This is a genomic window from Planomonospora parontospora, from assembly GCA_014647935.1.
GTDB classification, from domain to species: Bacteria; Actinomycetota; Actinomycetes; order Streptosporangiales; family Streptosporangiaceae; genus Planomonospora; species Planomonospora parontospora.
This window is the reverse complement of the sequence record BMQD01000041.1, coordinates 17796-33797: the sequence shown is the minus strand read 5'-3', so window position 1 is coordinate 33797 and position 16002 is coordinate 17796. Positions and strand designations below refer to the sequence as shown.

The 16002-nt window shown below is 73.2% G+C and carries 16 protein-coding genes; 7 read left to right on the top strand and 9 right to left on the bottom strand.

The annotated features are described in order from the left end of the window. Window positions 1-345, top strand: a 345-nt coding sequence (locus IEZ07_RS33060) for an RNA-guided endonuclease InsQ/TnpB family protein (RefSeq protein WP_191898385.1), incomplete at its 5' end; no start/stop codon positions are given. Between the two features lie 14 nt (window positions 346-359). Here IEZ07_RS33060 and IEZ07_RS33055 read toward each other — a convergent pair. From IEZ07_RS33055 to IEZ07_RS33045, 3 genes are all read right to left on the bottom strand, one after another. Further along, window positions 360-998, bottom strand: a complete 639-nt coding sequence (locus IEZ07_RS33055) for an RNA polymerase sigma factor (protein WP_191898384.1) — start codon at window positions 996-998, stop codon at window positions 360-362. Between the two features lie 219 nt (window positions 999-1217). Next, complete coding sequence (locus tag IEZ07_RS33050; protein WP_191898383.1) at window positions 1218-2192, bottom strand: ketopantoate reductase family protein; 975 nt, start codon at window positions 2190-2192, stop codon at window positions 1218-1220. A gap of 21 nt (window positions 2193-2213) precedes the next feature. Further along, complete coding sequence (locus IEZ07_RS33045; RefSeq protein ID WP_191898382.1) at window positions 2214-2837, bottom strand: TetR/AcrR family transcriptional regulator; 624 nt, start codon at window positions 2835-2837, stop codon at window positions 2214-2216. Window positions 2838-2923: 86 nt separating this feature from the next. Here IEZ07_RS33045 and IEZ07_RS33040 point away from each other — a divergent pair, with 86 nt between their 5' ends. Further along, window positions 2924-4231: an FAD-dependent oxidoreductase gene (locus IEZ07_RS33040; protein ID WP_191898381.1), complete on the top strand. Its 1308-nt coding sequence runs from the start codon at window positions 2924-2926 to the stop codon at window positions 4229-4231. Between the two features lie 287 nt (window positions 4232-4518). On the opposite strand, the gene IEZ07_RS33035 is transcribed toward IEZ07_RS33040, so the two are convergent. Further along, window positions 4519-4803, bottom strand: a complete 285-nt coding sequence (locus tag IEZ07_RS33035) for a hypothetical protein (protein WP_068903509.1) — start codon at window positions 4801-4803, stop codon at window positions 4519-4521. Window positions 4804-5035: 232 nt separating this feature from the next. On the opposite strand from IEZ07_RS33035, the gene IEZ07_RS33030 reads away from it, so the two are divergent. The 4 genes from IEZ07_RS33030 (at window position 5036) to IEZ07_RS33015 (ending at window position 8688) form a co-directional block, all read left to right on the top strand. Continuing rightward, window positions 5036-6475 carry an NsdA family TPR-like regulatory protein gene (locus IEZ07_RS33030; RefSeq protein ID WP_191898380.1) on the top strand — a complete coding sequence of 480 codons (1440 nt, stop codon included), beginning with the start codon at window positions 5036-5038 and terminating at the stop codon, window positions 6473-6475. Beyond that, window positions 6472-7377, top strand: a complete 906-nt coding sequence (locus tag IEZ07_RS33025) for a phosphotransferase enzyme family protein (RefSeq protein WP_191898379.1) — start codon at window positions 6472-6474, stop codon at window positions 7375-7377. The genes IEZ07_RS33030 and IEZ07_RS33025 overlap by 4 nt, the downstream gene beginning before the upstream one ends. Before the next feature lie 111 nt (window positions 7378-7488). Further along, window positions 7489-7833 (top strand): SRPBCC family protein, encoded by a 345-nt coding sequence (locus IEZ07_RS33020; RefSeq protein WP_239321197.1) that lies wholly within the window; start codon window positions 7489-7491, stop codon window positions 7831-7833. Window positions 7834-8013: 180 nt separating this feature from the next. Next, on the top strand, window positions 8014-8688 hold the full coding sequence (locus IEZ07_RS33015; protein ID WP_196469600.1) for a rhomboid family intramembrane serine protease: 675 nt from the start codon (window positions 8014-8016) through the stop codon (window positions 8686-8688). 136 nt (window positions 8689-8824) lie between these two features. Here the strand turns inward: IEZ07_RS33015 and IEZ07_RS33010 are convergent, their stop codons facing one another. Further along, window positions 8825-10585, bottom strand: coding sequence for a bifunctional metallophosphatase/5'-nucleotidase (locus IEZ07_RS33010; protein ID WP_191898377.1), 1761 nt, complete (start codon window positions 10583-10585; stop codon window positions 8825-8827). Between the two features lie 133 nt (window positions 10586-10718). Next, complete coding sequence (locus IEZ07_RS33005) at window positions 10719-11579, bottom strand: ABC transporter substrate-binding protein (RefSeq protein WP_191898376.1); 861 nt, start codon at window positions 11577-11579, stop codon at window positions 10719-10721. A gap of 130 nt (window positions 11580-11709) precedes the next feature. On the opposite strand from IEZ07_RS33005, the gene IEZ07_RS33000 reads away from it, so the two are divergent. Further along, window positions 11710-13284, top strand: a complete 1575-nt coding sequence (locus tag IEZ07_RS33000) for a methyl-accepting chemotaxis protein (RefSeq protein WP_191898375.1) — start codon at window positions 11710-11712, stop codon at window positions 13282-13284. Between the two features lie 153 nt (window positions 13285-13437). Here the strand turns inward: IEZ07_RS33000 and IEZ07_RS32995 are convergent, their stop codons facing one another. The 3 genes from IEZ07_RS32995 to IEZ07_RS32985 all read right to left on the bottom strand — a co-directional run bounded on the left by IEZ07_RS32995 (window position 13438) and on the right by IEZ07_RS32985 (window position 15820). After that, on the bottom strand, window positions 13438-14334 hold the full coding sequence (locus IEZ07_RS32995) for a sensor histidine kinase (protein WP_191898374.1): 897 nt from the start codon (window positions 14332-14334) through the stop codon (window positions 13438-13440). 137 nt (window positions 14335-14471) lie between these two features. Continuing rightward, window positions 14472-15452 (bottom strand): aldo/keto reductase, encoded by a 981-nt coding sequence (locus IEZ07_RS32990; protein ID WP_191898373.1) that lies wholly within the window; start codon window positions 15450-15452, stop codon window positions 14472-14474. After that, window positions 15449-15820: a MerR family transcriptional regulator gene (locus tag IEZ07_RS32985; protein ID WP_068903446.1), complete on the bottom strand. Its 372-nt coding sequence runs from the start codon at window positions 15818-15820 to the stop codon at window positions 15449-15451. Before IEZ07_RS32985 ends, IEZ07_RS32990 begins: the two co-directional genes overlap by 4 nt. Window positions 15821-16002: the final 182 nt, after the last annotated feature.

Genomic DNA, 16002 nt, shown 5'->3' with positions numbered 1-16002 from the left:
ATCTCGGACGCGTCGTGGACGGAACTGCGCTCCATGCTGGAGTACAAGTGCGCCTGGTACGAGCGCGAACTCGTCGTGATCGACCGCTGGTTCCCCAGCTCCAAGCTGTGCGGAGCCTGCGGCACGATCCGCGGGAAGCTGCCGCTGAACGTCCGCGAGTGGACGTGCGACTGCGGCGCCGTGCATGACCGCGACGTGAACGCGGCACGCAACATCCTGGCCGCCGGGCTGGCGGCGTCTGCCTGTGGAGACGGTGTAAGACCTCAACGGGAGTCCTCCCGGACGGGGCGGTCGTCGGTGAAGCAGGAACCCCAGCGGGCGACCGCTGGAATCCCCCGCCTTTAGGGCGGGGGAGGAAGTCAACGGGCTGTCTCCTGTGTCGACCGGGCCGCGCTCCGGCGGCCTGCCTGTACCTGTCCGGTGCCGTCGCGGCGTTGCGTCCCGGAGCGCGACTTCCTCAGCTCCTCGGCGGTGAGCTCGCGCAGCCGGGCGCGGGCGCGGGAGAGCCGGGAGCGCACCGTCCCCACGGGGACGCCCAGGGCCTGGGCGGTGGCGGCGTGGTCGAGGCCCGACCAGACGCACAGCGTGAAGATCTCGCGGTCGGTACGGCGCAGCCGCCCCAGCGCGGCGCGGACGGCGCGCAGCTCCTCGCTGTCGGCGACCCGCTCCACCAGCTCGTGTGAGAAGTCGGGGGTGACGTCGTTCTCGTGCAGCCGCTCCAGGGCCGCCCGGTGCCGCCTGGCGCTGCGGGCGACGTTGCGGTGGACGTTGGTGGTGATGCCGAGCAGCCAGGGGAGCAGGCTCTCGTCGCCGGGCAGGACGCGCTTCCGGATCCGCCAGGCCTCCAGGAAGGTCAGCGAAACGACGTCCTCGGCCGCGGAGGGATCACCCGACACGCGCAGGGCGTGGCGGTAGACGGTCCGGGCGTGCTCGTCGAAGAGCCGCCCGAACGCGGCCGGATCCCCGGACCGCACTCTTTCTCGCAGGGAATGGTCCACGTCCGTCCCTGTCCGCCGGCGGCCCGGTGTTCGAGTGACACCGGTCACACCCGGTTCTCCGGAGGTCCCCGGCACGACGGACAAGGAGGGTACGCGAGGTCCCGCCGGCACCGGACGGGTCAGGCGGAGGCGGTGCCGGACGGGTCAGGCGGAGGCGGTGCCGGACGGGTCAGGCGGAGGCGGTGCCGGACGGGTCAGGCGGAGGCGGTGCCGGACGGGTCAGGCGGAGGCGGTGCCGGCGAGGGCGGCGTCGACGAGGGCGGCGAGCTCCTGCGGGGACATCGAGCCGGGCGGCAGGTGCTCGCGGGCGAAGCGGCCGGCCTCGCGCTGCAGGACCTCGTTCGCCGGGGTCGGGACGCCGAGCTCGCGGCCGAGCAGCACGATCTCGCCGTTGAGGTAGTCGGTCTCGATCGAGCCGCTGGACCTGGCCAGGCTCTGCCAGGACGAGCCGCCGCCGCGTCCGGCCCCGCCGACCGGCCGGGGCTCGACCTGGTCGCCGCGCCTGCCGCGCTCCTCCTCCATGGAGGCGTAGGCGATCCCGGCCGCGTCGAGCACGGCCCTGCCCTCGGCGAACACCCGCTCCATCACCGGGTCGCTGCCGGTCCAGTCCCCGCAGAGCGCGTCGTAGGCGTTGCCCAGGTTGCCCACCAGCTTGGCGTACTTCCACCGCATCACGTGGGGTACGGCCAGGCCGAGGAAGCCGCCGGCGGACAGGTCGGCGGCGAAACGCTCCGACAGCTCGTCGGTGCCCCCCGGATAACGGCCGACCTGGAGCAGGCCGGACTTCGGGGCGCCGTAGGCGGCCACGGTGCCGGGTTCGAGGTGGAGGGCGGGCAGCCAGACGCACATGCCGTACACCCGCTCGAAGCGCCGCAGCGCCATGCGCTCGTTGGCGACCCCGTTCTGCGCGCACACCACCGGCGCGTGCCGGGGCCAGGGCTCCAGCGCGGCGACCGTGTCCTGCGACTTGACGGCCAGGACGAGCACGTCGTCGTCGCGGAGCCGTACCGGGCCGTCGGCGACCGGGACGTCGAGCCGGTGCTCGGCCTCGGGGGTGAGCAGGCGCAGGCCGTCGCGGGCGAGCGCGTCGCGGTGCGCGCCGCGGGCGACCAGGAGCACCTCGTGGCCGGCCTGGAAGAGCCGCCCTCCGATGGTGCCGCCGACCGCTCCCGCCCCGATCACGATGTAACGCATGATCGCGATCCTGCCACACCGCTACGGTCGGTCGGCCCCGGGGCCCGCCAGGCCGTGCAGGAGGAGGTCGGTGAGGGTGTCGACCACCTGGTCGTCGGTGATCTGCGGGCCCTTCTCGCCTGAGGTGAGCACCGCGTAGGCCAGCATCGAGAGCATCGCGCCCATCGCCGCGCTCACCAGGGCGGGGTCGCCGGGGAGCCGGTGCCCCCGCTCCCGGAGGTACTCCAGGTGGTCGCGGAGGACGGCGGTGTCCTCGGTGAGGCTCTTCCAGGCGCGGCCGGAGCCGAGGTTCTCGGTCATCGCCGACTGGTGGAGGGCGACCATCACCGGCAGGTGGTCGCGGAAGACCGTCCAGGCGACGGCGAGGTGGTCGCGGAGCTGCCCGCGGTCGGTCAGGTCGTGGTCGCGGGGGTGGTCGTAGGCGGCGATCTCGGCGTCGGCCTGGTCGTTCATGTCCCGCAGGAGCGCCTGGAGCAGCTCCTCCTTGCCTGCGAAGTGGTCGTAGAAGGAGCCGGTGGCCCGGCCGGCGGCGGCGGTGATGTCGGTGATCTTCGTGTTCACGTATCCCCGCTCCGCGAACAGGCGGCGGGCCGCGTCCTTCAACGCGGCCTCGGTCTCGGCCGCCTTCGCCTTGCGCACTCCCACAGGTCCTCCTCGCCCCTTCTTGACCCCGACGGTAGCAACCCGCATACTGAATTTGAATTCGGTGAATCTAGATTCAGGGAGATGTCGTGAAGGTGGTCGTGGTGGGCGCGGGGGTGGCCGGGGCGGCGAGTGCGATCGCGCTGCGGCGGGCGGGGGCCGAGGTGACGGTCATCGAGGCGTACGAGGACCCCGCGGGGGAGGTCGGCTCTTACCTGAGCCTCGCCTCCAACGGACTGCGCGCGCTCGACGCGCTGGGCTGCGCGGAGTCCGTGGCCGGGCGCGGGTTCGAGGTGCCGCGCCAGCGGATGTGGGGGGCCTCCGGGCGGCTGCTCGGAGACGTGCCCCGCGGGCGCCGGTCAGGCGACCCGCGCAACAGCGTGACGCTGATGCGGGGCCACCTGGTCGAGGAGCTGCGCGCCGCGGCGCTGCGCGCGGGAGCGGAGATCGTCACGGGCCGGCGGTTCGAGCCGGAGGGCGTCCTGGTGGAGAGCGTCTCGGCCGGGACCGCCTCCGCCGGGACCGCCTCGGCCGGGGGAGCCCCGGCGGGGAAGGCTCCTCGGAAGGGCTCCCCGGCGGGCGGCCCCCTCACGGAGGCGCTCTTCGAGGAGGCGGACCTGGTGGTCGGGGCGGACGGGATCTGGTCGGCCGTCCGCAGGGCGCTGGACCCGGCGGCCCCGGTGCCGCGCTACGGCGGCCTCTACGGCATCTCCGGGGTGTCGGAGGGGGTGCCGCGGAGCGCCGCGACCGAGCCGGGGACGTTCAACATGACCTTCGGCCGCAACGGGGCCTTCGTCCACATCGTCCGCCCGGACGGGACGATCTGGTGGTCGGCCCAGGTCGCCGACGCCCGGGAGCCCTCGGACATCGGGCTGGAACGGCTGGCCGAGCTCTACCGGTCGGAGCGGGTCCCTCTGGAGATCATGCGGGCGACGACCGGGCTCCACCGGCTCGTGCTCCACCACGTGCTGGCCGAGGTGCCGCTCTGGCAGGACGGCCGGACGGTGCTGGTGGGCGACGCCGCGCATCCCGTGGGCGCCGGTCAGGGCGCGTCCATGGCGATCGAGGACGCCGTCGTCCTCGGCCGGGCACTGCGGGAGGAGATCCGTACGGGTCGGGAGGGCCGCGCAGGTCGTGGGGCTGAGGACCGGGGGAGTGGGAGCAGGGACGGGGCGCGTGCGGGCATCGTGGCCGCCGCGCTGGCCCGCTACGACCGCGAGCGGCGTGCCCGCCTGACGAAGATGGCCAGGGCCGCGAGCGCCAACCGCGACGCCAAGACGGCGGGTCCGGTCGGCCGCCGGATGAACGAGCTGGTCATGCCGCTGGTCCTCCGGTACTTCTACGAGAGGGCGACCGGCTGGCTCTACGCCGAAGACCTCTCCCGGGCGCTGGACTGACGAACGCCGGACCGGCGGGTGCCGGGCTGACGGGTGCTGGATTGACGGGTGCCGGGCTGGCGGAGGCCCCCGGACCGGCGGGTGCCGGACCCCGGGGCGCCGGGCTGACGGGCCGCGCCGGGCCGGAGCCCCCTCAGAAGGGGAGCACCCGGCCGGACGGCGTCCGGAGGTCGAGCGACACCGGCTTGCGCGGCGGACGCGGGCGCTGGATGATCTGAGTCCTTTTCACGTGCCGCTCCTTTCTGCTCTTGATCACGGGTGTTACCCATGTGCCACCCAAGAAACACCTATCTCCGGATCACCTGCAGCACGCTCACGACCCGTTCGGCCGCCGTGGCGACGTCCTCGGCGTGTCCGATGCGTCCCGCCCAGGAGAGCCAGAACCACCATTCGCCGTCCTCCTCGTGGGCGGCGAGCACGTCCTCGGTCCTGGCCGGGGCCATCGGATTGATCACGTGCAGGCGCGGGGAGGGCCCCTCCCGCGTCTGCAGGCGCGTACGGAAGGACTGCGCCTCCAGCTGGGCGGCGAGACGCCGCAAATGGTCGACTGCCTCGCCCCGGTCAGTCGTCATCCGGATCACCCCCGACGGGCGCTGGTGTCTGTCTTTCCCGCAGGGTGCGGCCTGGAGAGCAGAACGGCAATCGGTTTCCTTCCCCGGAAGGAGGGCGGAACCGTGGATTACCTGAGGAACCCGCCGGTATTCCGCGCGGAAACCACGGGTAAAGGAACTGTGGTGCACAGGTCTGATTACTCTGCGGTGCGCCCTCGTTAATGTTGTGCGAACAGCGACCGGGAGGGGCGCCGTGGCCCGAGGGGAACATTCGCCCGCCTGCGCCAGACGCTGGCGGGAGCAGGCGGAGTCGCGGCAGTGGACTCCGTGGCAGACCGCGCAGGCGATCCACGGCTGCTGCGGGGTGAGCCTGCTCAAGGCGCACCGGCTGGCCCGCGGCTGGTCGGCCAGGGAGGCGGTGCGCGAGCTGGAGGAGCTGTGCGAGCGCCAGGGCCTCGGCGAGGCGAGGGCCAGCATCGACCTGCTCAACGCCTGGGAGAACCACCGCGCCCGCCCCCGTCCGCAGACCATCGAGCTGCTCGCGCGGCTCTACCGCGCCAACGCCGTACGGCTCGGCCTGGCCGGCGACTACGCCGAGGACGGCGCGGACGGCGCCAAGGTGGTGGTGGTCGCCGGCGGCGAGGCCCGCACGCTGCACGAGACCGCGGGCCGCGGTGACGACGACACCGAGCGGCGCGCGCTGTTCCACCACGCGCTGCTCGGCTCGCGCTTCGCGATGAGCGGCCGGCTGATGGCCGAGGTCGAGCGGGCCCGCCAGGACCTGGACCGCACGCTGGCGGTGTCGAGCGTGACCGAGGAGCAGCTCGACCGGCTCGACGAGCAGGTGGTCCGCTACCGGCGCGAGTACATCACCAGCGCGCCGCTGCCGATGCTCTACCGGCTGACGCTGGAGCTGTCGGACGTGCGGACGCTGGTCGCCGCCCGGCAGCCCGCGATGTTCCAGCGCCGGCTGCTCAACGCCACCGTGATGCTCGCGCTGCTCTCGGCGGACGCGCTGATGAAGCTCGGCGACACCCGCCAGGCCCACGCCTGGTACGGCACCGCCCGCACCGCCTCCGACGACATGGGCGACCTGCGGCTGCGCGCCCTGGTCCGGGCCCAGGAGGCGATGCTGCCCTACTACTACGGCGACCTGACCGAGACGGTCCGGCTGGCCCGCGAGGCCAGGATGCTGGCCGGGAACGCTCCCAGCTCCCCGGCGGCGCTCGGCGCGGCGGCCGAGGCGCGGGCGCTGGCCAGGATGGGCGAGCACAAGGCGGCCCGGGTCGCGCTGGCCGAGGCCGAGCAGATCTTCGCCAGGATGCCTCCGGAGGGCCACGACCACCTGGCGTTCCGCTTCTCCGAGCGGAGACTGCAGTTCTACCGGATCGGCACGCTGATCGAGCTGGGGGAGGAGGTCGACTGGGCGCCCGGTCCCTCCGGCCCCTACACCATCGACCCGGTGCTGATCCTGCTCGACCAGGCCGCGCACCGGGTGCGCGGCGGCCAGGAGGAGGAGGGCTGCCGGCTGGCGGAGAAGGCCCTGCTCCAGGTGCCGCCGGAGCACCGCACCTCGATCGTGGTGGACCGGGCCCGGGCGCTGCTGTCGGTGATCCGGCCGGGGCTGCGGAAGGCGCCGGCGGTGCGCCGGCTGGCGGACCTGCTCGCCGGTGCCTCCTCGGCGGGCTCATGAGCGCACTCGCCGCGGAGGCGTTCGCGATCCTGCGGGAGGTCTGCGACGGGATGGGGATCGACCACCGCGGCGCGCGGCTGCTGCGCGTGCGCAGCAACGCGGTCTTCAAGCTGCGCAGCGAGATCGTGGTGCGGATCGCCACCGCGCCCGGCGCGCGGGCCCGGCTGCCGGTGGTGCTCGCGGTGGCCCGGTGGCTGGCGGGCCAGGGGTTCCCGGCGGTGCGCCCGGCCGACGAGATCTCCGAGCAGCCGGTGGAGCACGGCGGCCGGGTCGTCACGTTCTGGCACTACGTCCCGGCCAGCGGCCGGCCCACCACCACGGAGCTGGGCGAGATCCTGCGCAGCCTGCACCGGCTGCCGGTGCCGCCGCATCCGCTGAAGCGGTTCGCCGACCCGCTGGCGGAGGTGCGCGGGGCGGTGAGCCGTTCGGCGGTGCTCACCTCCGGGCAGCGCGCCTGGCTGAGCGAGCGCATCGCGGAGCTGACCGACCGCTGGACCGACCTCGACGCCGACGGCCCGCCGGTGCTGCTGCACGGCGACGCCTGGATCGACAACCTGCTCCGCTGCGCCGACGGCCACGTGGTCCTGTGCGACTGGGACGGCGTGGCGGTCGGACCCCGGGAGTGGGACCTGGTCCACACCTACCACGGGCAGCGCCGCTTCGGGCTGACCTCGGCCGACGTGGACGCCTTCGCCGACGCCTACGGCAGCGACCTGAGGTCGTGGCCGGGCTACTCCACGCTGATGGAGGTGCGGGACATGTACGCCGTGGGCATCCACATCCGCAACGCCGCCGCCGATCCCTTCTCCCGCAGGGAGCTGCCCCGCCGCCTCGACTCGCTCGCGCGAGGTGAGAAGAACGCCCGGTGGTACATGGCCGAACCCGTTACTGTCTCCCCATAAAGATCTTCATTTGGGGGCAGATCGGTGCCAAAAGTTACTTTGCGACATACCTTTCATGTTCGGAACACCCCAGCCGCGCTCCGGGCGCACCTGAGCCAGCCGCAGAGCTACGTGGGACTCTCGCCGCTGGTCGTCGCGGTGCGCGACATCCAGCAGGGGGAGGACGAGTCGCGCTACGTCGCGGTGGAGAGGTTCAAGGTCCTCGGCCTCACCTACGAGAACCCGATCAGGGTGACGCTGCGGAGCGCACCGGCGGCCGTGGAGGGGAAGGTCGACAGTCCCGGCGGGGTGCGGATGGACTACCGGTTCCTGCTGGCGGAGTCCGGGGACGGGACCGAGGTCGAGGACACGCTCGTCGTGCACGCCTGGGCCCGGCCGCTGCTGAACTTCGCCGCGCGCAAGGCCCGCGAGGTCCAGCTCGCCCGCGCCAAGGTGCTCGCCGCCCGGCTGGGCTGACCCGCCCCGGCGGGGGAGCGGCCCTGCCCGGTCCGACCCCGGTCCGGCCTGCGCCTGCGGGGCGTGGGAGGCCGTCTTCCCCGCCGTCTGGTGGGCTGGAGGGAGCGGCCCGGCTTTATTCGTGACATTGCGCCCGGATACTGGTCCGGCTGCGGGAAGCGGACAACCGGGAGGAACAGGGTGGAAGCCAAGGGCCGCACGGCCGAGATCATGATCGATGAGGCCCGGAAGGCGTTCTGGGTCATGGTCGGCTTCCTGGCCCTCATCTGGGCGCTGCACATCCCCAACGCGCTCTCGGGCTACAGGCTGGCCTACGAGCACGGAAGGGAGGCCCGCGAGCTCTCCAGCTTGCCCGACATCGCCTCGGCGCCCTTCCTGCACTGGGACTGGGGACATCTGCAGGGCAACTCCGGGCCGTTGTTCGTCTTCGGATTCCTGGCCGCCTACCGGGGTGTCGTCAAGTTCCTCGGCGTGACCGGGTTCATCATCGTGGTCAGCGGCTTCGGCTCGTGGCTCACGTCGGACGTCGGCAGTGTGAGCGCGGGATCGAGCAGCGTCATCTTCGGCTACTTCGGCTACGTCCTGGTGCGTGGGCTGTTCGACCGGAACACGATCGACATCGTGGTGGGCGTGGTCATGGCATTCTGCTTCGCCGATTACTTCGTCGGGCTGCTGCCGCAGGAGGGCATCGGCTGGCAGAGCCACCTGTTCGGATTCCTGGGCGGCCTCGTGGGCGGTTGGCTGTTCCGCGAGCGCCGCCGCGCGAAGGCGCCCGCCCTGCCGCAGGACTCCAGGTCCGCGCTGCTGAAGGAGCTGGACGACCTGGGGCTCGGCCAGGACGGCCCCGCCCGCTGAGCGGGACCCGTACGGCGGTCCGGTGGCCCGGACCGCGACCCCGCCTCCGGCCGGGAACGGTGAAGGGCCCCTGGCCGGGAACGGGAAGGGGCGGCCGGAGGACCGGCCGCCCCTGCACCTCCGCGGGCGGGAACCGCTAGAAGAGCGGCGCGCCGTCGCGGGTGAGCCTCCAGTTGGCCTCGGCGAAGGCCGCCGGGTCGATGGTGCCGGTGGCGGTGGCGTGATCGATCAGCGCCTGGCGGATCTCCACCTGGGCGTTGTAGACCACCGGGGCCGTGGTGACGTGCGGGAAGCCGCCGCCGCCCGACTGCCGGTAGTTGTTGATCGCGACCACGAACTGCTGGTCGGCGGCGACCGGCCGCCCCTGGTAGGACAGGCCGGCGATGCGCTGGCCGACCGGCTTGGCGACGTCGACGTCGTAGGTGACGCCGGCCAGCTGGTCGTAGTTGTAGTCGGGGGTCCCGCCGGCGTTGGTCAGCGCCGCCAGGTCCACCGGGGCGCCCGGCGCGAGCTGGTTGAAGTACCGGGCGGAGTACTCCAGGTAGTCCTTGAGCTGGGCGCCGGTGAGCTTCACCGCCATCAGCGTGTTGTCGTAGATGTACAGGCCCGCCATGTCGCGGACGCTGACCGGCCCGGCCGGGAAGACCGCGCTCCGGCTGAACGGCGCCGAGATCGACAGCACCGGCAGGGCGGCGTCGGCCGTGCCCTCCAGGGCCTTGGCGACCGTCTCGGTCTGGACCTTCTGGATGTAGTCCAGGATCGGGGTGTCCTTGTACGGCGACTCCGCCGCGGACAGCTGCTCCCTGGACTGGGCCACGACCGTGTTGACGTACTTGACCGTGGTGTCGTGCTGCTCCTTCATGAGCGCGACGATCTTCGGGTCCTCGGCCACGGTGTTGGTGTTCAGCAGCGCGGAGGACTTGCCGGTCACCACCCACCGGCCGCGCTGCTTGGCGAGGGTGAAGTCCAGCACGCTCAGCCGCTGGCCCCACTTGCCCGGCTCGGACAGCAGCACCTGCCGGCCGGTGGCCCTGTTGGTGACGAACTTCTGCGCCACCTCGTTGTGCGCGTGCCCGAACAGCACCGCGTCGATGCCCGGGACCTGCTCGGCGACGAGCGCCGAGGCGTTCTCGACCGGCAGGTCGCCGCCGTAGGACGACAGGCCGTTGTCGCCCGCGTGTGCGGTGACCACGACCACGTCGGCGCCCAGCCCGCGGATGACCGGCACCCACTTCCTGGCGCTCGCGACCAGGTCGGTGAAGCGCAGCTTCCCTTCGACGTTGGCCTTGTCCCAGATCGCCACGCCCGGGTTGGTCAGGCCGAGCACACCGACCTTGACCGGCTTCTCGCCCCTGACCTTCATCGTCTTGATGACGAACGGCCGGTAGGCGGGCAGGCCGCTCCTGGCGTGCACGGCGTTGGCGCCGAGCACCGGGGCCTTCATCTGCCTGACCCAGGTGGCCAGCAGCGGCAGGCCGTAGTTGAACTCGTGGTTGCCCAAGGTGACCGCGTCGTAGCCGATGGCGTTCATCGCGCGGGCCATCGGGTGGAGTCTCCCGGTCTCGCTGACCGGCTCGATCTTGGCGTAGTAGTACGCCAGGGGGGTGCCCTGGATGGTGTCGCCGGAGTCGAACAGCAGGGTCCGGCCGGCGCCGCGCTCGGCCCTGACCCGGTCGACGAGGGTCGAGACCTTGGCCAGGCCGACGTGGTTGCCCTTGCCGTCGGCGAACTCGGCGTTCTTGAAGTAGTCCCAGTTGAGGGTGTTGCCGTGCAGGTCGGAGGTGCCCATCACGGTCACCGTCACGGACTTCTCGGGGGAGGACGCCGAGGCGGCCGCGGGAACGGCCAGTGCCGCCGCCGTGGCCACGCCTACGACGGCGAGCTTCTTACTCTTCATGTCAACGGAGGGTAATCCCCGCAGATCGCTTCCGGGTCACGATGTTCTCACTGGTCAGCGGCCATCGGACCGGAGGCCCGCCGCCGGTCCGGACGCCCCGGGCTCACGTGCCGTCGGTCCGGGCACCCCGGGCTCACGCGCCGCCGTTGACGGCGCCGGTCTTGAGCGAGCCCTCGCCGATCTCCCACTTCTCCAGCAGCGCGTCGTAGGTGCCGTCGCGGAACAGCTCGTACAGCGCCAGCTGGACGGCCTTGGCCAGGGTGCCCCGGTTCTTGCCGATCGCGATGCCGTACGGCGCGGCCTCGATCTGCGCGCCGGACATGCGCAGCGAGGGGTTCTCCCGGACGGCCACCGCGGCCGGGGGGAAGTCCTCCAGGTAGGCGTCGGCCCTGCCCGCGAGCACCGCCTTCTTGGAGTCGGCCAGCGCGCCGACCGTGACGACGGTCATCTTCCGGCCCGCGGGGCAGCGGGCGTCCTGCGCCCGGGCGAGGCCGACGTAGATGGTGTCCGCCGGGACGGCGACCCGCCGCCCGCACAGGGCGGTGATCCCCTCGCCGTCCAGCGCGCCCTTCGCGACGACGACCGAGCCGACGTTGAGGTAGTCGACGAAGTCGACGCGGGCCTGCCGCTCGGCGGTGTCGGTGATGGACGCCATGGCGGCGTCGACCTCACCGGTCTCCACGTGACCCAGCAGGTCGCCCCAGGGCGTCTGCCGCAGCTCCGCCCGCACACCGAGCCGGGCGGCGACGGCGTGGGCCAGGTCCACGTCGAAGCCCTTCTGCTCGCCGCCCTCCGTGAACTCCATCGGCGCGTAGGACAGGTCGGAGCCGATGACCAGGACCCCCGCCCGCCGGATGTCGTCGGGGACGTGGGCGCGGGCGGAGGAGACCTGGGCGACGGGGGGCCGCGCGGGCTCCTGCGCGGCCGGGCCGGTGGAGCATCCGGTGAGGGCGATGCCGGCGGTGAGAGCCGCGAGCCATGGGGTCAGGCGCATGGGACGTCCCTGGGTACTCGGTGGAGCTGTCGCTTCTTGACAGGGGAATCGGCAGTGACCGGCGTCACTTGAGTCCTCAGCTCCGCGGATCGTCGGCCGATCCATGCTGCGAGAGAGCGGAGAGGCACTGATGAGACTCACGATCCGGCACCAGATCCTGGCCCTGGCGGCCGCCGGGTTCCTCCTGGTCACCGCGGCCGGCCTGATCGGTCACCGGGGCATCTCCCGGCTGGAGGAGGCGCAGGCCGCGGCCCGCGCCTCGGCGACGGCCCTGCGGGCCGTCGGCACGGCCGACAGCGCCCGGGTGGCGTTCCGGGGCGACGTGCTCAACGCGCTGACCACGCGCGACAGCACGGAGCGGCAGGCCGTGCTGGACCGGCTGGGCACGCACGTGGCGAACCTGCGCGAGGGCCTGGCCGACGTCGTCGGCGCCCGGCCGGAGCTGGCTCCCCGTGTGGTCGAGCTCGACGGCACGGTCGACGAGATGATCGCCGCCGGGCAGCGGGTGGTGACCCTGGCCAGCCGGGTCGTCAGCGATCCCGGGCAGGTCGGCGCCGCCGCAGCGCGGCCGGATTTCGAGAGCCGCTACGCCCGGTTCGACGAGGCGCTGCCCGCACTGGCGCGGTCGATCGCGGAGAAGGCCGACGAGTCCTCCGAGGCGGCCGAGGCGATGGCCTCCGACGCCAAGGCCCTCACCCTGGCCACCGCGGGACTGGCCGCCGTACTGCTGGGCGGCGCCGCCGTACTGCTGGCGCGCCGCGTGTCGCGGCGGGTCGACGCCTGCGTGCAGGCGATGAAGGCGCTGGCGGGCAAGGACCTCACCGCGCGCGCGGACATCGGCGGCGGGGACGAGCTCGCCGACCTCGCCGGGAGCATCGACGAGGTCGTCACCACGGTCCGCGAGGCGATCGGCGAGATCGCCGACAACGCCGCCGCGCTCATCTCGGCCTCGGGGAGGCTCTCGGAGACCAGCCGGGGACTGGCGGGCGGCGCGCGCACCGCGGCCGACCAGGCGCACAGCGCCTCGTCCAACGTGGACCAGGTGGGGCGGAGCGTCGGCACGACCCACGAGGCGGCCCGGAGCCTGCAGGGCTCCATCCGCGAGATCAACGGCGCCGTCGCCGAGGCCGTCGAGGTCGCCGCGGAGGCGGTGGAGCTGGCCGCGACCACGAACCGCACGATCGAGGGGCTGCGGGCCTCCAGCGGGGAGGTCGGCGCCGTGGTCAACATGATCAACTCCATCGCGCGGCAGACGAACCTGCTCGCCCTGAACGCGACGATCGAGGCGGCCAGGGCGGGGGAGCAGGGCAGGGGGTTCGCCGTCGTCGCCGGCGAGGTGAAGGACCTCTCCCAGGAGACCGCCGCCGCCACCGAGGACATCGAGAGCAAGGTCTCGGCGATGCGCGGCGGGACCGAGGACGCGATCGAGGCGATCGGCCGCATCGGATCGGTGATCAACCGCATCGACGAGATCCAGCGCTCCATCGCCACCGCGATCGAGGTGCAGAGTCAGGCCACCCGCTCCATCGGCGACGGCATCGACGTGGTCTCCCGGTCCTCGGACGACATCACCGGCTCGATCCTGAGCCTCGCCGAGGCGACCCGCACCACCCGGGACGGCGCCGCCCACACGGAGGCGGCCGCCACGGAGCTGGCGGGGCTGGCGGAGAGCCTCAACGCCATCGCGGAGCGGTTCCGCCGCTGACGCTCCCGGCGGCTCGCGTGGGCTCCACCGGCGCCCGGCCGTCCGCGGTCACGTCGGTCACGTCGGCCACCCGGAGGTCCGGCCGGGCGCCGATGACGGCGCCGGGCCCGCGGCGGATCGTCGCCCGGTCGCCGGCGAGCAGGGCGGAGACGGTCAGGAGACCACCGTCATCCGCCCGGCCAGCGGCAGGGAGACCCGCACGCCGTACCCGCCCTCCGGCAGGGGGCCGGCGGACAGCCGCCCGTGGAACAGGGCGACGCGTTCGCGCATGCCGATCAGCCCGTGGCCCGTCCCGGCCGGGGCGGGGGCGCGGCCGTCGCGCGGGCCCTCGTCGACGATGTCCAGGCAGAGCATCCGGGGCCGGTAGGCGACCGTCACCTCGGATCTGGTCGGGCCGGCGTGGCGCAGGGTGTTGGCGAGCGCCTCCTGGACGATCCGGTAGGCCGACAGGTCCAGGCCCGTCGGGAGCGGGGAGGGCACGCCCTCGACGCTCAGGGCGACCTCCAGCCCCGCCGCGCGGACCTGCTCCACCAGGTCGTCCAGCCGGGCCAGGCCGGGCTGGGGGGCGAGCCCCTCCCCGTCCGGTCCGGTGCGGAGCAGCCCGACCATGCGGCGCAGCTCCTCCACCGCCTCGCGCCCCGTCTCCTCCACCACGGTCAGCGCCTCGCGCTGGGCGGCCTGGCCGGGGTCGAGCATCAGCCGCGCCGCCCCCGCCTGCATGACCATCACGCTGACGCTGTGCGCGACGACGTCGTGCAGTTCCCGGGCGATGCGGACCCGCTCCTCGGTCACCGCCTCCCGGGCGAGCAGCTCGCCGCGCTCCTCCGCCTGCACCGCGAGCTCCCGCGCGCGCACCGCGAGCCGCCGGTGGCGGCGGACGGCGACGCCCGCGCCGCCCGCGGCGACGGCCATCAGCAGCGCGACCGCCACGTCACCGGCTCCCGGAGGCCCGGTGACCGACACCGTCACCGCGACGAACAGCGCGACGAACAGCGCGACGGCCACCGCGACCGTCCAGTCGACCACGGTGGGAGGCGGGCGGTGACTCATGGGAACAGAGCGTAGAGGGATCTTTCACCCCTGAAATCCGTCTTCAGGCGGATGAAGGATCGGAGCGCGCCTCGACGACGCGTGGTACGGCCGGGCCCCGGCATCCGTGCCGTGCCCGGTCCCGCACCGTGCCCGGATCACTGCTCGATGGAGGACATGTCCGGGTAGCGGTCGCCGAGCACGGCCTCGGCGGGCACGGCGGACTCCAGGGCGGCGACCTGGCCGGCGGTCAGCTCGATGCCGGCCGCCGCCGCGTTCTCCTCCAGGTAGCGCAGCCGCTTGGTGCCGGGGATCGGGACGACGTCCTCACCCCGGGTCAGCAGCCAGGCCAGCGCGAGCTGGGCCGGGGTGCAGCCCACCTCGTCGGCGATCTTCCGGACCTCCGCGACGAGCGCCTCGTTGCGCGCCCCGCTCTCCCCGGTGAAGCGGGGGAGGTACTTGCGGAAGTCGTCGTCGGGCAGCTCCCCGGCGGGCGGCAGGGTCCCGCCGAGCAGGCCCCGGCTGATCGGCGAGTAGGCGACCAGCGCGACGCCCAGCTCCCGGGCGGCCGGCAGGATCTCCTGCTCGATGCCGCGGGTGAACAGGGAGTACTCGCTCTGCAGCGCGGCGATCGGGTGGACCGCGTGGGCCCGGCGCAGCGTCTCCGCGCTCACCTCGGACAGGCCGAGATGGCCGACCTTGCCGGCGGCGACGAGCTCGGCCATCGCGCCGACGGTCTCCTCGATCGGCACCCGGGTGTCCCGGCGGTGCAGGTAGTACAGGTCGACGCGGTCGACGCCGAGCCTGCGCAGGGAGGCGTCGCAGGCCTTCCTGACGTACTCGGGGCTGCCGTCGATGGTGCGCTCGGCGGGGTTCGCGCTCCGGACGATGCCGAACTTGGTGGCCAGCACCACCTCGTCGCGGCGGCCGGCGATCGCCCGCCCGACCAGCTCCTCGTTGTGGCCCATGCCGTACATGTCGGCGGTGTCGAGGAAGTTCACCCCGAGCTCCAGCGCCCGGTGGATGACGGCGACCGACTCGGACTCGTCGGCCGTGCCGTAGAACTCCGACATCCCCATGCAGCCGAGCCCGAGCGCGGACACCTCCGGGCCGCCGGCGCCAAGACGTCGCTTGTTCATGAGCTCTCCATCCCGTAGTACATGTCGATTTTCCGGTCGAGGACCGCGAGGTCCCCGTTGAGCTGGGCGATGCGCTCCAGGACCCGTTCCCGGTGCGCCTGCAGGATCCGCCGCCGCTCGGCCGCCGTCTCCGGTCCCCGGCGGACGAGCTCGGCGTAGCGGCACATGTCGGCGATCGGCATCCCGGTCCTGCGCAGCTTCGTCAGGAACTCCAGCCAGGCGAGGTCGGCGCCGGTGTAACTGCGGTGCCCCGCCGCGTCGCGTCCCACCTCGGGGACGAGCCCGATCCGCTCGTAGTAGCGCAGCGTGTGCGCGCTCAGCCCGGACGTCCGGGAGGCCTCCTGGATGGTGATGCCCGTCATGCCCATGGGCACCACCGTGCACCTTCGAGTGCACTCCAAGTCAAGCCGCCCCCTCCCGGCGCGCCGACCCTGAGGGGGCGGGCCCTACCCCGGGCGGTCTTCGCGCAGTTCACGGGCCTCCTGCGTGGGGCATCCCCCTGACGCCCGCCCCACCCCCTCCCGGGGTTCCTCCGGGGGCGCTCAGGGAT

Excerpts from the sequence above, each read along its gene's own strand:
- IEZ07_RS33050 (WP_191898383.1), bottom strand. The coding sequence starts at position 2,192 with ATGCGTTACATCGTGATCGGGGCGGGAGCGGTCGGCGGCACCATCGGA.
- IEZ07_RS33035 (WP_068903509.1), bottom strand. The coding sequence starts at position 4,803 with ATGACGACTGACCGGGGCGAGGCAGTCGACCATTTGCGGCGTCTCGCC.
- IEZ07_RS33025 (WP_191898379.1), top strand. The coding sequence starts at position 6,472 with ATGAGCGCACTCGCCGCGGAGGCGTTCGCGATCCTGCGGGAGGTCTGC.
- IEZ07_RS33010 (WP_191898377.1), bottom strand. The coding sequence starts at position 10,585 with ATGAAGAGTAAGAAGCTCGCCGTCGTAGGCGTGGCCACGGCGGCGGCA.
- IEZ07_RS33005 (WP_191898376.1), bottom strand. The coding sequence starts at position 11,579 with ATGCGCCTGACCCCATGGCTCGCGGCTCTCACCGCCGGCATCGCCCTC.
- IEZ07_RS33000 (WP_191898375.1), top strand. The coding sequence starts at position 11,710 with ATGAGACTCACGATCCGGCACCAGATCCTGGCCCTGGCGGCCGCCGGG.
- IEZ07_RS32995 (WP_191898374.1), bottom strand. The coding sequence starts at position 14,334 with ATGAGTCACCGCCCGCCTCCCACCGTGGTCGACTGGACGGTCGCGGTG.
- IEZ07_RS32990 (WP_191898373.1), bottom strand. The coding sequence starts at position 15,452 with ATGAACAAGCGACGTCTTGGCGCCGGCGGCCCGGAGGTGTCCGCGCTC.
- IEZ07_RS32985 (WP_068903446.1), bottom strand. The coding sequence starts at position 15,820 with ATGGGCATGACGGGCATCACCATCCAGGAGGCCTCCCGGACGTCCGGG.